Source organism: Paraburkholderia caledonica (assembly GCF_000383275.1).
Lineage (GTDB): Bacteria > Pseudomonadota > Gammaproteobacteria > Burkholderiales > Burkholderiaceae > Paraburkholderia > Paraburkholderia caledonica.
In genome coordinates, this window is record NZ_KB911034.1 from 1006639 (window position 1) to 1022828 (window position 16190).

At 63.6% G+C, this 16190-nt stretch carries 11 protein-coding genes; 4 read left to right on the forward strand and 7 right to left on the reverse strand.

The window, feature by feature from the left end; translation table 11 throughout:
- Nucleotides 1–79: 79 nt before the first annotated feature.
- Nucleotides 80–1378 carry an FAD-dependent oxidoreductase gene (locus H281_RS0104675; protein WP_020065914.1) on the reverse strand — a complete coding sequence of 433 codons (1299 nt, stop codon included), beginning with the start codon at nucleotides 1376–1378 and terminating at the stop codon, nucleotides 80–82.
- Between the two features lie 376 nt (nucleotides 1379–1754).
- Between H281_RS0104675 and purL the strand changes: the two genes are divergently transcribed.
- Complete coding sequence (gene purL / locus H281_RS0104680; RefSeq protein WP_020065915.1) at nucleotides 1755–5849, forward strand: phosphoribosylformylglycinamidine synthase; 4095 nt, start codon at nucleotides 1755–1757, stop codon at nucleotides 5847–5849.
- Nucleotides 5850–6013: 164 nt separating this feature from the next.
- Here purL and H281_RS0104685 read toward each other — a convergent pair whose 3' ends face one another.
- The 5 genes from H281_RS0104685 to H281_RS0104705 all read right to left on the reverse strand — a co-directional run bounded on the left by H281_RS0104685 (nucleotide 6014) and on the right by H281_RS0104705 (nucleotide 10064).
- Entirely contained in the window at nucleotides 6014–6793 is a 780-nt protein-coding gene (locus H281_RS0104685) for a peptidylprolyl isomerase (protein ID WP_020065916.1), read from the reverse strand.
- Between the two features lie 10 nt (nucleotides 6794–6803).
- A complete protein-coding gene (locus H281_RS0104690; protein WP_020065917.1) occupies nucleotides 6804–7115 on the reverse strand; it encodes a BolA family protein in 312 nt (103 codons plus the stop codon).
- Between the two features lies 1 nt (nucleotide 7116).
- A complete protein-coding gene (locus H281_RS0104695; RefSeq protein WP_020065918.1) occupies nucleotides 7117–7647 on the reverse strand; it encodes a septation protein A in 531 nt (176 codons plus the stop codon).
- Nucleotides 7648–8035: 388 nt separating this feature from the next.
- Nucleotides 8036–8458, reverse strand: a complete 423-nt coding sequence (gene msrB / locus H281_RS0104700) for a peptide-methionine (R)-S-oxide reductase MsrB (RefSeq protein WP_020065919.1) — start codon at nucleotides 8456–8458, stop codon at nucleotides 8036–8038.
- 49 nt (nucleotides 8459–8507) lie between these two features.
- The gene (locus H281_RS0104705) at nucleotides 8508–10064 is read right to left on the reverse strand and encodes a protein adenylyltransferase SelO (protein WP_020065920.1); all 1557 of its coding nucleotides are present in this window, start codon (nucleotides 10062–10064) and stop codon (nucleotides 8508–8510) included.
- Between the two features lie 245 nt (nucleotides 10065–10309).
- Here H281_RS0104705 and H281_RS0104710 point away from each other — a divergent pair, with 245 nt between their 5' ends.
- The 3 genes from H281_RS0104710 to H281_RS0104720 all read left to right on the forward strand — a co-directional run bounded on the left by H281_RS0104710 (nucleotide 10310) and on the right by H281_RS0104720 (nucleotide 15568).
- On the forward strand, nucleotides 10310–11995 hold the full coding sequence (locus H281_RS0104710; protein ID WP_020065921.1) for a 3-(methylthio)propionyl-CoA ligase: 1686 nt from the start codon (nucleotides 10310–10312) through the stop codon (nucleotides 11993–11995).
- Between the two features lie 183 nt (nucleotides 11996–12178).
- Complete coding sequence (locus H281_RS0104715) at nucleotides 12179–14263, forward strand: 3-hydroxyacyl-CoA dehydrogenase NAD-binding domain-containing protein (RefSeq protein WP_020065922.1); 2085 nt, start codon at nucleotides 12179–12181, stop codon at nucleotides 14261–14263.
- 126 nt (nucleotides 14264–14389) lie between these two features.
- A complete protein-coding gene (locus H281_RS0104720) occupies nucleotides 14390–15568 on the forward strand; it encodes an acetyl-CoA C-acyltransferase (protein ID WP_020065923.1) in 1179 nt (392 codons plus the stop codon).
- Nucleotides 15569–15592: 24 nt separating this feature from the next.
- Here H281_RS0104720 and H281_RS0104725 read toward each other — a convergent pair whose 3' ends face one another.
- Nucleotides 15593–16108 carry an LEA type 2 family protein gene (locus tag H281_RS0104725; protein ID WP_020065924.1) on the reverse strand — a complete coding sequence of 172 codons (516 nt, stop codon included), beginning with the start codon at nucleotides 16106–16108 and terminating at the stop codon, nucleotides 15593–15595.
- Nucleotides 16109–16190 lie beyond the last annotated feature (82 nt).

Sequence of the window (16190 nt, forward strand, 5' to 3'; positions counted from 1 at the left end):
GTGCAGGGTGCGAAAGCGTCTGGAATCGCTATGGTAGTGCCGATGCGCGCCCAATGCGTCGATTCCGGCGCACCCGCCGTTACCTGAACCGGTCCGCCCGCAGCGCGGCGAGCGTTTCGTCGGGCAGATCCGGCGCCTGGCCCGCGACCAGATCGGCGATCAGCTTGCCCGCTCCGCACGCGAGGCCCCACCCCGCGGGCCCGTGGCCCACATTGACGAAAAGCCGTGGATGCAGCGCATTGCCGACCACCGGCAAGCCGTCGGGCGACAGCAGCTTGATGCCTTCCCACGGCAAGGCCGCAGAGATACGCGCCGCGCCGGGAATCCAGTCGTGTGTCGCCTGGCCCAGCAGTGCCAGCGCTTCTTTCGTCAGTGCTTCGCCGAGCGGCTTGTCGATCAGATTGGCGCCTTGCAGGACCGCACCGCCCGCAATGCGCAAGCGGTGATTCATCCGGCTGATCCCGATGCGCTTGATCGCGTCGACGATAGCGACATGCGGCGCACATTCCTCATGCGCGATGGGCGCGACGAGTGTATGCACGCGCAGCGGATGCAGGGGCAAGGCGAGGCCGAGGCGCTCCAGCAGCGCGAGGCTGCCGTAACCGCCGGCGACCACGATCGTGTCCGCGTGGATCACATCGACTTCGCGTGACCCGGACGCCGCGCCCGGCCGAGGCGCGAGCTCGACTGCGGCGCGCTGGCCGTCGAGGCGGATCGCCGACACCTCGCAGCCGAGCATGAATTGCACGCCGCCCTGGGTGTCGAGTGTCTGCTTGATGAGCTTGGTGAAAAGCGGGCAATTGGCGGTTCGCTCGTGTTCGAACAGAACGCCGCCCGCGAATTCCGGTTCGGTGCGCACCGAATGCTCGTACGCCGCACATTCCGCAGGGCTCAGCACGTGATGCGGCACTTCGTAGAGCGCCAGCAGCCCGAGCGCGGGCTGCAACTGCTGCCACTCCTGAGCGGAACGGACCAGATGCAGCAGACCGCTCGCCTGTTCGAATTCGAAGCCGAAGCGCGCTTCCATGTCGGCCATCGCCTCGCGCGACAGTTCGACAAGCGGACGCAACAGCCGGTACTGGCGGCCGAACTCGTCTGGCTCCTGCAATTCGGCAAGCTTCTTCACGAACTGGCGCGCCGGCCCGTTGAATCCGGGCTTGCTGATCACTCCATTTTTCGCATTCTGCCGGTTCGCCATGAAAGTCGGGCCGAACCAGACGTCGAGCGGCGTTGGCAGGACCGTGCCGCCATGTCCATAGGTCGCGCCCTGCGCGACGGTGGCGTGGCGCTCGACGACGCATACCCGGTGGCCCGCGGCGCGTAGCTGATAAGCGGTGGCGACGCCCGCGATCCCGCCGCCAATGACGATGACATCCATTGTTCTGATTCGATTTGCCGGGCGGGGGCCGTTGTGCGGGCCCCGCTAGGCGTGACATGCGGCGCGGCCGGACATGACGCGAACACATGACTCCGGATCCGATCCGGGCAGGACTCGCGACATACTGCCGGCGGCAAGGCCAGAACCTTGCTCGCACCGATCTGATGAAAGGGCGAATGATAGCAGTCAACGCCCGCGCATGGTCATGCGCGCTGCTGCGCAGGCGTCGGCCGAGACACCCGCGCAGCGTATTCCAGGGCCATGGCGCGGCCCGCTGGATGGCCGTTCCCGGGGTATAATCCCGGACTTCCTTTCCGCCTCATGTCGCCATCACGCGCGACTCTTCGGCATCATTGAGCGACGCAACGTCAAGTCCATGGCCCACTTCTCGTGTTTCCCCGGCGCTTCGGCCCTTTCCGATTTCCGTCAAACCCGCCTGCTCGAAACGCTTACGCGCATCGACCCGAATATCACGGGCGTGCGCGGGCAATATCTGCACTTCGTCAACGCACAGACCCCGCTTTCCGCTGAAGACAACGCGAAGATCGAGGCGCTGATGCACTACGGCCATCCGCTCGAAGAAACCAGAGAGCGCGGCGCGGCCGAAACGTTTCTGGTGGTGCCGCGCTTCGGTACGGTGTCGCCGTGGGCCAGCAAGGCAACGGATATCGCGCACCTGTGCGGGCTCACGCAGGTGCGCCGGATCGAGCGCGGCGTCGAGTACACGGTCACGCTGAAAAGCGGCCTGCTGGGGGGCAAGAAGGCGCTTTCCGACGAAGCGCGCGAAGCCGTCGCCGCAGCGTTGCACGACCGCATGACCGAGAGCGTCGCGCCGTCGCGCGACCATGCGCTGCATCTGTTCGACGAACTGCCGGCCAAGCCGCTGCAAACCGTCGACGTGCTGGGCCAAAGCCGGCGCGCGCTGGAAGCAGCGAATACGGAACTGGGCCTCGCGCTCGCCGACGACGAGATCGACTACCTCGTCGACGCATTCACGAAACTCGGCCGCAATCCGACAGACGTCGAACTGATGATGTTCGCGCAGGCCAACAGCGAGCACTGCCGTCACAAGATTTTCAACGCGGAATGGACCATCGACGGCGAAAAGCAGGACATCTCGCTCTTCAACATGATCCGCAATACCGAGAAGCTCAATCCGCAAGGCACGATCGTCGCTTATTCGGACAACTCGGCGATCATGGCGGGCGGCATGGCAGAGCGCTGGTTTCCGCGCACGCCTGAGCAGCTTGGTGAGAACGAACTGCCCGAACACTATCGCCGCAGCGTCGAGCTCACGCACACGTTGATGAAGGTCGAGACGCACAATCACCCGACCGCAATCTCGCCGTTCCCTGGCGCCGCGACGGGCGCGGGCGGTGAAATTCGCGACGAAGGCGCGACTGGCCGCGGCGCACGGCCGAAGGCCGGTCTCGCAGGCTTCACGGTGTCGAACCTCGAATTGCCCGACGGCGTCGAAGCCTGGGAAAATGCACGCGATGTCGCCGTGCCGCTCGCGCATCGCAATCCGGCCGACAAGCTTGAGGCGTACGGCCGCCCGGACCGTATCGCTTCGCCGCTGCAAATCATGATCGACGGCCCGCTCGGCGGCGCCGCATTTAACAACGAATTTGGCCGGCCGAATCTCGGCGGCTATTTCCGCACCTACGAGCAGAACGTGGCGGGTCTCGTGCGCGGCTATCACAAGCCGATCATGATCGCGGGCGGCATCGGCAATATTTCGGATCAGCACACGCACAAGCACGACCTGCCGGAAGGGTCGCTTCTGATCCAGATCGGCGGCCCGGGCATGCGCATCGGTATGGGCGGCGGCGCGGCGAGTTCGATGGCGACCGGCACGAATACCGCCGAACTCGACTTCGACTCCGTGCAGCGCGGCAACCCGGAGATCGAGCGGCGCGCGCAGGAAGTCATCAATGCGTGCTGGCAACTGGGCGACAAAAACCCGATCCTGAGCATTCACGACGTGGGCGCGGGCGGCCTGTCGAACGCGTTTCCGGAAGTGGTCGATGGTGCAGGCAAGGGCGCGATTTTCAATCTGCGCAAAATCCAGCTCGAGGAAAGCGGCCTGTCGCCGCGCGAGATCTGGTCGAACGAAGCGCAGGAGCGCTACGTGCTCGCCATCGCGCCTGCCGATCTCCCGGCTTTCCAGGCCATGTGCGAGCGCGAACGCTGCCCGTTCGCCGTGATCGGCACGGCAACGGCCGAACGTCAGCTGAAGCTGATCGATCCCGAACTGAAGGACGAGAACGCGCACCAACCGGTCGACATGCCAATGGAAGTGCTGCTCGGCAAGGCGCCGCGCATGCATCGCGACGTGAAGCGCGTCGAGCCGAAGGTCCAGCCGGTGGATGTGACCGGCCTCGCACTTGCGGAAGTCGCGGTGAGCGTGCTGCGCCATCCCACGGTCGCGAGCAAGTCGTTCCTCATCACGATCGGCGACCGCTCGGTGGGCGGCACCACGGCGCGTGACCAGATGGTCGGCCCGTGGCAGGTTCCGGTCGCGGACGTCGCGATCACGACCATGGACTACGCGGGCTTTCGCGGCGAAGCGATGACAATGGCCGAGCGCACGCCGCTCGCCGTCATCAACGCGCCCGCGTCGGGCCGCATGGCGGTCGGCGAGGCGATCACGAACATCGCAGCGGCGCCTATCGCGTCGCTCGACAAGCTCAAGCTGTCGGCGAACTGGATGGCTGCGTGCGGCGCGCCGGGCGAAGACGCGGCGCTCTTTGAGACGGTCAAGGCGATCGGTATGGAACTGTGCCCGGCACTCGGCATCAGCATTCCGGTCGGCAAGGATTCGCTGTCCATGCGCACCAAGTGGGAAGACCGCGGCGTCGCCAAAGAAGTGGTCGCACCGGTTTCGCTCATCATCTCGGCGTTCGCGCCGGTCGAAGACGTGCGCCGTCATCTTACGCCGCAACTGCGTCGCGCAAGCGGTGCGGACGGCGTAGGCGACTCCGTGCTGATCGCAATCGACCTCGGCCGCGGCAAGCATCGTCTGGGCGGCAGTATTCTCGCGCAGGTCACGCAGCAGATCGGCGATACAGTGCCTGACGTGGACGATCCGGAAGACCTGAAGCGCTTCTTCAACGCAATCCAGTCGCTGAACCAGAACGGCAAGCTGCTCGCTTACCACGACCGCTCCGACGGCGGCCTGTGGGCGACCGTCTGTGAAATGGCGTTCGCGGGTCACGTCGGCGTGTCGTTGAATGTGGACATGCTCGTGCTCGATCCGCATCACGAGTCGGATTACGGCGACGCGAAAGACTGGGCAAAGCAGACGAGCGGCCGCCGCGAAGACCGCACGATCCGCGCGCTCTTTACCGAAGAACTCGGCGCCGTGATTCAGGTGCGCGCGGCCGACCGCGACGCGGTGCTGGCAGCGTTGCGCGAGCATGGCCTGTCGGCGTGCTCGCATGTAATCGGTAAGACCAACGATCGCGATACCATCGAAATCTATCGCGACGCGAAGAAGGTCTATGAAGCGCCGCGTGTCGAGCTGCATCGCACGTGGAGCGAAGTGAGTTGGCGCATTTCGCGTTTGCGCGACAACCCTGCTTGCGCCGACGCGGAATACGACGCGCTGCTCGACGCCGCTGATCCGGGCATCACGCCGGTGCTGACATTCGACCCTACTGACGACGTGGCCGCGCCGTACGTGGGCAAGAGCGCGCGTCCGCGCGTGGCGATTCTGCGCGAGCAGGGCGTGAACTCACACCTCGAAACGGCCTATGCGTTCGACCGCGCCGGTTTCGACGCGCACGACGTGCACATGAGCGACCTGCTTGCGGGCCGCGCCGACCTGGCGGACTTCGCCGGTGCGGTGGCGTGCGGCGGGTTCTCGTACGGCGACACGCTCGGCGCCGGCGAAGGCTGGGCGAAGGCGATCCGCTTCAACTCGCAACTGGCCGATATGTTCGCGGCGTTTTTTGGCCGGACCGACACGTTTGCGCTCGGCATCTGCAACGGCTGCCAAATGATGAGCAGTCTCGCGTCGATGATTCCCGGTGCCGAAGCATGGCCGAAGTTCACGCGCAACAAGTCAGAGAAATTCGAGGCGCGCTTTTCGCTCGTGCAAGTCGAGGCGTCGCCGTCGATCTTCTTCGCCGGCATGGAAGGTTCGCGCATTCCGGTCGCGGTTGCGCACGGCGAGGGTTATGCGGACTTCTCGCAGCAAGGCGATGCGTCGAAGGTCGCCGTGGCGATGCGTTACGTCGATCACCGTGGTCAGGCGACCGAGCAGTATCCGTTCAATCCGAACGGTTCGCCGAACGGCATCACGTCCGTTACCACGCCCGACGGCCGCTTCACCGTTGTGATGCCGCACACGGAGCGCGTGCATCGCGCGGTGCAAATGAGCTGGCATCCGGAAAGCTGGGGCGAGGGCGCCACGGACGCAAGCCCGTGGATGCGCGTCTTCCAGAACGCACGTCGCTGGCTGGGGTAATGAGGTAGCGAGGTAGTGAGTGCGCGTACTCGCGGCGCGCACTCAGCGAAATCGCACAGTCGAGTGGCGGCTAAGCCCGCCGAAGCGCGGCACAAAAAAAGCCCCGTTCAGTCATCAACTGAACGGGGCTTTTTCATACCAGATCGAAGATTGCGAATTAACGCTTACTGAATCTTCGCGTTCTTACGCAGACCTTCTTCGAATGCCTGCAGTTTTTCTTGCTGGATCTGCTGCACGATTTGCGGGCGCACCTGTTCGAGCGGCGGCGGCGTGATGCTGCGCACGTCGTCAACGCGAATGATGTGCCAGCCGAATTGCGTATGCACCGGCGTGTCCGACATCTGGCCCTTCTGCAAATGCGTGGCCGCTTCCGCGAATTCCGGCACGTAAGCCTTCGGGTCAGACCAGTCCAGGTCGCCGCCGTTCTTGCCCGATCCCGGGTCCTTCGAGAATTGCTTGGCCAGATCTTCGAAGCTCGCGCCACCCTTGATTTTCGCGATCAGGTCCTTCGCCTGCTGCTCGTTGTCCACGAGAATGTGATGCAGGTGATATTCCTTGCCGCCTGCGTCCTTGATCAGTGCGTTGTAGCGAGCGGTGACTTCCGCGTCGCTCGGCGTGTTCTTCTTCACGAAGTCTTCGATCAGTGCGCGCAGCACGACGGTTTGCTGGGCGACAGCAATTTGCGCCTTGATGTCCGGACGATTCGGCAGGCCGCGGCGCAGCGCTTCCTGCATCAGGATCTCGCGGTTCACGAGTTCTTCACGCACGGCCATTTGGAGTTGCGGCGTGTTTTGCTGGCCTTGATGAACCAGTTGGTCGATCAGCGCGTCGGCGCGTGCTTTCGGAATCGGCGTGCCGTTCACCACGGCGATGTTCTGTGCGAATGCAGGTGCGGCCGCAAACGCAGCCAGCAATACCCAAAGACGGGTTTTCTTCAAGGTCATCGGAAGTTTCCTAGCGGGGCAACAAAGCGAATTCTTCGGGCGTGTAAGCCGTGATTGCAAGGGCATGAATGCCGCGCTGCATGGCATCGGCCAGCGCATCATACACCATGCGATGCCGCGCCACGCGGGGCTTGCCGGCGAATGCGGCAGCCACGATCGTGACACTGAAATGACCGCCGGCGGCAGCGCCGGCGTGGCCGGCGTGCTGCGCGCTGTCATCGGTGATCTGGATCGATGCGATGGGCGCGAGCGCGGCTGTAAGGCGCGCTTCGATCAGCGCGGCACGCTCGGCAGTGGTGGCGTGCATGAACATATCGCTCATGTCATTCCTCCTTCATGTATTTTGACAGCCACAAGCTCTGTCCGACGATAAACACCACCAGACAGCCTGTCGCGCCGAACAGTTTGAAATTGACCCACTGGTCGGTCGTGTAGTTGTACGCGACGAACAGGTTGAGCAGTCCGAGCAGCACGAAAAAGATTGCCCAGATCACGCTCAGCTTGCTCCAGATCGCATGCGGCAGCGTGATCTGCTTACCCATCATCGCTTCGATCAGGTTCTTGTTGAACGCGAGTTGCGACACGATCAGCACGACGGAGAAGGCCCAGTACAGCACAGTCGGCTTCCACTTGATGAAGGTGTCGTTGTGCAGAACGAGCGTCGCGCCGCCGAACACGGTGACGACGCCGAGGCTCACCCACAGCATCGGGTCCACCTTGCGGTGCCGGAAGGCCACCCACGCGATCTGCACCAGCGTGGCAACGATCGCCACTGCGGTCGCCGTGAAGATGCCCCACACCTTGAAGGCGACGAAGAACAGGATGATCGGGAACAGATCGAACAGGAATTTCATTTATCTGACGGGAACTCGGAGAGTGGGTCGGAGGAGCGAGTGCGCGGCGTCATGCACGAGGCACCCCGCGGCGTGCAGCACACAACCAGGCGCGGCGCCGGAGGAGGCGAACTGATTTCCGTCGCAGTCCACGCGAAACCGGGCTGCCAGCGTGACGCGATGCCCCGCGCCGGGCGCCCGGTTCGCATTCCGATGCTGCAGGTAGGCTGCCGGTTGCGTCTACCTGCGGTTCGGAGCGGACTGTGCCATCCATGCCTGCTTGTGGCCCAGGCCTGGCGGCTCACGGTTGCTTCGGCGCATTACCGCGTCGGCGTACGCCAGAGCACTCGCCGACAGCAACCGCAATTCGCCAGCACAGGCACAGAGAGCGCCAAACCCGGACGCTGCGTTACTTGGGGTCGAATTGTAACGCAGCCGAATTGATGCAGTAGCGCAGACCCGTTGGCGCCGGTCCGTCTTCGAACACGTGGCCGAGATGCGCGCCGCAATTCTTGCATTGCACCTCGATACGGAGCATGCCGTGCGACCGGTCGGTTTTCTCGGCAATCACTTCACCGTTGATCGGTTTGAAGTAGCTCGGCCAGCCGCAGCCGGCGTCGAACTTGGTATCCGATTCGAACAGCGGTGTGCCGCAACAGACGCAGTCATAAATGCCGCGTTCCCAGTGATCATGATAACGGCCGGTGAACGGGCGCTCGGTGGCCGCGTGGCGCGTCACCTGATATTCGATGTCGGAAAGCTGCTTGCGCCACTCGGTGTCGTCTTTCTGCACCGCGGGGGTATCGTGCTTGAGGTCGTCGGGATTGTTCATATCGGTTCCTGTCTCGGGCTTGTAATGAGAGCGGCTTGCAGCTTGCGGGTCATGACGAGCAACTGACTTCCAGCGAGCTTGCCCAGTCGGGCGGCAACCCCGCATACGCTTCGTGCTCGGGCTGTTCGTCGAACGGACGACGCAGCACCGCGGCCAGACGCTCAAGTTCGGAAAAATCCTTCTCTTTCGCGTGGCGGATCGCCGTTTCCGCCAGATGATTGCGAAGAATGAATTTGGGGTTCACACGGTTCATTGCAATGGCGCGCGCGGCGTCGTCGCGTGTTTCATGGGACAGGCGCGCGCGATACTCGTTCGCCCAGGCATCGAACGCAGCGCGGTCGAAAAACAGATCGCGCACCGGCGCATCGCCGCTCGCGTCGTGTTTCGACATACGGGCGAGGTTGCGGAAAGTCAGCGTGAAATCCGCCCGGTTCGCGTGCATCACGTCGAACAGGCGGTTGACCAGTTGCGCGTCGCCGTCGTGCACGGTTTCGAGCCCGAGCTTTGACGCCATGCGCCGCTCGAGCGCCGGGCCGAAACGCTCCTTGAAACCGCCGAGCACGCGTTGTGCGTCTTCAATGGCTTTGTCGTTGCGCGCGCTTTGCTCGTAGCGTTCGCCGAGCAGCGGCAGCAGTCCTTGCGCGAGGCAGAAGAGATTCCAGTACGCGATCTGCGGTTGCATCCGGTACGCATAACGACCCTGCGAGTCGGAGTGATTGCAGATGTAGCCCGCGTCGAAGCCGTCCATGAAGCCGAACGGACCATAGTCGATGGTCAGGCCCAGGATCGACATGTTGTCCGTGTTCATCACGCCGTGGCAGAAGCCGACGGCCTGCCATTCGACCATCAGATCCGCCGTGGACAACACGGCCTCGTTCAGCAACGCGAGATACGGATCGTCGGCTTCGCGGCAATGCGGATAGAAACGCTCGATCACATGATCCGCGAGCGCGCGCAGCGCGTCGGTGCGGTCGTTCGAATAGAAGTGCTCGAAGTGGCCGAAGCGCACGAAGCTCGGCGCAACGCGTGTGACAACGGCGGCGGTTTCGATCTCTTCGCGCCGCACCGGCTGGTCTGAGCCGATCACGCACAGCGCGCGCGTGGTCGGAATGCCAAGGTGATGCATGGCCTCAGAGCAGAGAAATTCGCGAATTGACGAGCGCAGCACCGCGCGACCGTCGCCCATGCGCGAATACGGCGTGCGCCCGGCGCCTTTTAACTGCAGCTCGAACCGCTGACCCGCATGTTCGACTTCGCCCAGTCCGAGCGCGCGGCCGTCGCCGAGCTGTCCCGCCCACACGCCGAACTGATGCCCCGAGTACACCGACGCATACGGGAGCGCCTCGGCCGGCCATTCACGGGTGCTATTGCCGGAAAACATCTCGGCGAACGCAGGATCTTTTTCGAGGCCCGGCTCTAACCCGAGCAGCGTGGCGGTGTCGGCGGAAAAACCGACCAGGTACGGCGCGCTCAGCGGCGTGGCTGGCAGGCGCGTGAGAAACGTGCTGCCAAGCCGCGCAAACGCGCTTTCGGTGGGGTTGGTAAGAAGTTCGGAAAGTGCCGCCAGAGGCCCGGACAGGCCTGCAATGCTTGGGGAAAACGACATGTTGAGCGCCTCACTATTAACCGATATTGTAAGTCCGCACCCGCGGCGCTGCTGGCGGCCCGGCATTTGGCCCGTGCATGGCTTCGCGTATGGCCCACGTATGCCCGGATACGAACATTGCAGTGGTGGCGGATGCGTGACTCGCCTGTCGCTTGCTTCAGCAATTTCACTGCCGCGCCGGTTTCTCCCGAACGGCGCTTCAATGTCCAAACCCTGAAAAGAAAAAGGCCAGGAGACGACCCTTTATGACGATGCCGCTGCTTGGCCAGATGATGGATGTGCCCCTCACCGTGCCCTCGCTGCTCGCTCACGCGGCGCGGCATTTCGGCAGTACCGAGATCGTGTCGCGGCGTATTGAAGGCGACATTCATCGCTACACCTATCGCGATTGCGAACGGCGCGCAAAGCAGCTCGCGCAGGCCTTGATCGCGCTCGGCGTTCATTCCGGTGAGCGGGTTGCGACACTGGCGTGGAACGGCTACCGGCATCTCGAAACCTATTACGGCACGACCGGATTCGGCGCCGTGTGCCACACGATCAACCCGCGCCTTTTTCCCGATCAGATTGCGTACATCATCAATCATGCCGACGATGCCTACGTGCTGTTCGACACGACCTTCGCGCCGCTAGTCGACGGCCTCGCGCCGCAATGCCCGAAAGTACGAGGCTGGATCGCTCTCGCCGACGAAGCACATTTGCCTGCGATGAAAACGCCCGTGCTGAGTTACGAAACGCTCGTGAACGCACAGGACGGCAATTTCGAATGGCCGCCAATCGACGAGCGTCAGGCGTCGTATCTCTGCTATACGTCGGGTACCACGGGCAACCCGAAAGGCGCGCTGTACTCGCATCGATCGACTGTGCTGCATGCGTTCGGCGCATCGCTGCCTGACGCAATGAGCCTGTCCGCGCGCGATTCCGTGCTGCCCGTCGTCCCTATGTTCCATGTCAACGCCTGGGGCATCCCGCACGCCGCGCCGCTCACCGGCGCAAAGCTCGTGTTTCCAGGCAAGGACCTGGACGGCAAGTCGCTGTTCGAACTGATGGAGCGCGAGCGCGTCACTTATTCGGCTGGCGTGCCGACCGTCTGGCTCGGCCTGTTGAACTATCTGCGCGAAGCCGGCGTGCGCTTTTCGTCGCTCGAGCGCACGGTGATCGGCGGCTCCGCGTGTCCGCCCGCAATGCTGCGCACTTTCGAGGACGACTACGGCATACAGGTCATTCACGCATGGGGCATGACTGAGATGTCGCCGCTCGGCACGTTGGCGAAGCTCACGTGGGAGCAATCTCAGCGGCCCCTGACTGAGCAGCGCAAACTGCTTGAGAAGCAGGGACATGCGCTTTACGGCGTCGATATGAAGATCGTCGGCGAGGACGGTACGGAGTTGCCGTGGGACGGCGTCGCGTTCGGCGATCTGTATGTGCGTGGGCCTTGGGTGATCGACCGGTATTTCCGCAAGGACGACTCGCCGCTCGTGGACGGCTGGTTTCCGACCGGCGACGTCGCGACTATCGACCGTGACGGCTTTTTGCAGATCACGGACCGCTCGAAGGACGTCATCAAGTCAGGCGGCGAGTGGATCAGTTCGATCGACGTCGAGAACGTCGCCATTGCGCATCCGGCGGTCGCGGAGGCGGCGTGCATCGCATGCGCTCATCCGAAATGGACAGAGCGTCCGCTGCTGGCCGTGGTCAAACGCGCGGGTTTCGACGTGACGCGCGAAGAACTGCTCGCGTTCTACAACGGCAAGGTCGCCAAATGGTGGATCCCGGACGACGTGGTGTTCGTCGACGAATTGCCGCACACGGCCACCGGCAAATTGCAAAAGCTGAAGCTGCGCGAAATCTTCCGCGATCACGTGCTGCCGTCGGCGCTGGAAGCCCAGATGTTCGAGGGAGACTGCCCGCTCGCCAGGGGAAACCCCGGCTGACGATAAATTGAACGAGCGTGCTTTTTTGTGTATTCTGCCTGCTGACACCGGAACGGCCGACCTGAACGTGAGACGAAGGTTGGAGCACTGAAGCCAGACATTGTGGTCTGGTGGAGCCGGACGGGCGGCGCGCGCTGCGCCGCCTCATCTCAAGGATGCGATGCATCGCACGGAGGCAGGCAGATGGCAGTGGACTACACAACCCATGACGGCGTGGCCGTCATCACGCTGAACAATCCTCCCGTCAACGGCCTCGGCCTGTCGACCCGGGCGGGGATCGTCGAGGGCATCGAGCGGGCGCAGAACGATGCGGCCATCAAGGCCATCGTGCTGACGGGCGCGGGCAAAGCCTTTTCGGGCGGCGCCGACATCACCGAATTCAATACGCCGAAAGCCACCCAGGAGCCGACGCTCGCCACCGTCATCAAGACCGTTGAAGGCAGCCCGAAACCGGTGGTCGCCGCGATTCACAGCGTCGCGATGGGCGGCGGGCTCGAACTCGCGCTAGGCGCGCACTACCGGATCGCCGCGCCCGGCGCGCAGATCGCGTTGCCCGAAGTCAAGCTCGGTATCTTGCCGGGCGCGGGAGGCACTCAGCGTCTGCCGCGTGCGATCGGCCTTGAAGCGGCGCTCAACATGATCGTTTCCGGCGCGCCTGTCATGTCGCAGGACCTCGCCCGATCGGGTCTCTTCGACGAACTCGCGGACGGCGATCTCACAGAAGCGGCGCTCGCGTTCGCACGCAAGGTCGGCGCAAAAGAAGGCCCGCATCCGAAAGTGCGCGAGCGCAAGATCGAGCATCCGAATGCCGAAGGCTTTATCCAGTTCGCGCGCAATAGTGTCGCGACCGTCGCGAAGAATTTCCCCGCGCCGCTCAAATGTATCGACGCAGTTGAAGCCGGCGTGAAAAACGGCTTCGACAAAGGCCTCGCGGTCGAGCGCGAATGCTTCGTCGCGCTCGTGCAAACGCCCGAGAGCCGTGCGCTGCGTCACGCGTTCTTCGGCGAGCGCGCCGCGAGCAAGATTCCCGACGTGCCTGCCGATACGCCAGTGCGCGAGATCCGCCAGGTCGCGGTGATCGGCGCGGGCACGATGGGCGGCGGCATCGCGATGAATTTCATCAGCGCCGGGATTCCCGTCACGCTGCTCGAAACGAAACAGGAGGCGCTTGACCGGGGCCTCGCCACGATCCGCAAGAACTACGAAGCAACGGTGAAGAAGGGCAAGCTCAAGCCAGAAGCGCTCGAAGAGCGGATGGCGCTGATCACGCCCACGCTTTCGTACGACGACCTGAAGAACGCGGACCTGATCGTCGAAGCGGTGTTCGAGGAACTCGGCGTCAAGGAGCAGGTGTTCAAGCGTCTCGACGAAGTGGCGAAGTCCGGCGCGATTCTGGCGTCGAACACGTCGACGCTCGACGTGGACAAGATCGCCGCGTTCACGAGGCGGCCGCAAGACGTGGTCGGCATGCACTTCTTCAGCCCGGCCAACGTCATGAAGCTGCTCGAAGTGGTGCGCGGCAAGGAAACCGCGAAAGACGTGCTCGCCACCGTCATGAAGCTTGCGAAGAAGATCAAGAAGACGGCGGTGGTGTCGGGCGTGTGCGACGGCTTCATCGGCAACCGGATGATCGAGCAGTACATCCGCCAGGCGCTTTTCATGCTCGACGAGGGTGCGCTGCCCGCGCAAGTCGATCGGGCCATTGAAAAGTTCGGCTTTGCAATGGGACCGTTCCGCATGAGCGATCTGGCCGGCAATGACATCGGCTGGGCGATCCGCAAGCGCCGCTATGAAGAACATCCGGAGATGCATTATTCGAAGATCGCCGACCGTCTGTGCGAGACGGGGCGCTTCGGCCAGAAAACCGGCGGTGGCTGGTACGACTACAAGGCGGGCGACCGCACCGCGCATCCGTCGAAACTGGTCGACGACATGATCGTTGCTTACTCGAACGAAACGAACACGCAGCGCCGCAAGATCGGCGACGACGAGATCGTCGAGCGTCTCGTATTCGCGCTCGTGAATGAAGGCGCGAAGATTCTCGAAGAAGGGATTGCATCGAAGCCGTCGGACATCGACATGGTGTATCTGACCGGCTATGGCTTCCCGCTGTATCGCGGCGGCCCGATGCTGTACGCGGACACCGTCGGCCTCTACAACGTCGAGCGCGCAATTCGCCGCTACGCATCGCAGCCGAATGGCGACGCGTGGCAACTGGCGCCCAGCATCGCCGAACTTGCGGCTCAAGGCCGGGGCTTTAACGGCTGACGCCGCACACGGCACACGCCGCTCATATCGAACGACAGCGGTGGCGCGCGTTATTGCGGCGCGGCGGCGATATCGCCCGCACGGAAAGCACGCGCCACCCTCGCCATCTATACGCAGGAGACTCGCATGACTGACGCCGTAATCGTATCGACCGCCCGCACGGGGCTCGCCAAATCATGGCGCGGCGGTTTCAACATGACGCATGGCGCGACGCTCGGCGGGCACGTAACGCAAGCCGCCGTCGAACGGGCGAAGCTGGACCCGGCGCGTGTGGAGGACGTAATCATGGGTTGCGCCAATCCTGAAGGCGCGACGGGCATGAACATCGCGCGGCAGATCGCGCTGCGCGCCGGCTTGCCGGTCAGCGTGCCGGGCATGACGGTGAACCGTTTCTGTTCGTCGGGATTGCAAACCATCGCGCTGGCTGCGCAACGCGTGATGGCCGGCGAGGGCGATGTGTTCGTCGCGGGCGGCGTCGAATCGATCTCGTGCGTGCAAAACGAGATGAACCAGCACATGCTGACCGACGGTTGGCTCAGCAAGAACAAGCCGGAAATCTACTGGTCGATGTTGCAGACCGCCGAGAACGTCGCGAAACGCTATTCGATTTCGAAAGAGCGTCAGGACGAGTACGGCGTGCGCTCGCAGCAGCGCGCCGCAGCGGCGCTGGAAGCCGGCAAGTTCAAGGACGAGATCGTGCCTTTGACGGTGCTCGCGGGCGTCGCCGACAAAGCGACCGGCCGGTTGTACACGAAAGAAGTGACGGTCAGCGGCGACGAGGGCATTCGCGCGGACACGACGCTCGAAGGCGTATCGAAGATCCGCACCGCGCTGCCGGGCGGCGTCATCACGGCGGGCAACGCGAGCCAGTTCTCAGACGGTGCGTCCGCTTGCGTGGTGATGAACGCGAAAGTCGCGGAGCGCGAAGGGCTGCAACCGCTCGGCATTTTCCGTGGCTTCGCGGTGGCAGGCTGCGAACCGGACGAGATGGGCATCGGCCCTGTTTTCGCCGTGCCGAAATTGCTGAAGCAGGCAGGTCTGAAAGTCGAGGACATCGACCTGTGGGAATTGAACGAAGCGTTTGCGGTGCAGGTGCTGTATTGCGCCGACAAGCTCGGCATTCCGCATGACCGTCTGAATGTCAACGGTGGCGCGATTGCGGTCGGCCATCCGTATGGCGTGTCGGGCGCGCGGCTCACCGGGCATGCGCTGATCGAAGGCAAGCGGCGCGGCGCGAAGCTCGTCGTGGTGACGATGTGTATCGGCGGCGGGCAGGGCGCGGCGGGGCTGTTCGAAGTCGCTTGACGGCGTGGTCGGCAGAGCGCGTGGTCAGGGCAGGGCCATGCCCGTCGAGGGCAGGCTCAACGCGCCCTGATCGACGAAGCGCGTTGTGCCGGTCAGGCCGCCGGCGAGCTTGCCTCGCATAATGTACGGAATCTGGCCCGACTGCGCGGTGCTGCCCTGCATCACACCGGCGAACGCGAACGCCTGGCGAACGGCGGAAAATGCGGGCACCGTCAACGGCACATTGACAATGGTTTCGCCGAAGCGCGGCACGGTGCCGCTCTGGTCGCTGACGCCGCTCGCGAACGGCTTGCCGTTCAGTTCCAGATCGAGCGACACGCCATTGAAGCTGATCGCCGAATCGTTCGGATTTTGCACGCGCAGTTTGACGTTGAAACGCATCTCGAAGCCTTGGCTGTCCATCGGTTCGATGCCGGCGACGCTCACGCGCAACGGATCGCCGAAGAATCCGGCGCAGCCGCTCATCGTAAGCGCGAAGACAGCGCATAACGCGGTCATGCGGCACAAACGCGCGCTGAACAGCATGCGGACGAAGGACATGGCCGGGACCTCGAAGAGCGGATGGGGTCATGCATTGTAGCTGGCGAACTCCGGCGCGCGGGCGCTTCTGATGCGGCTTCTC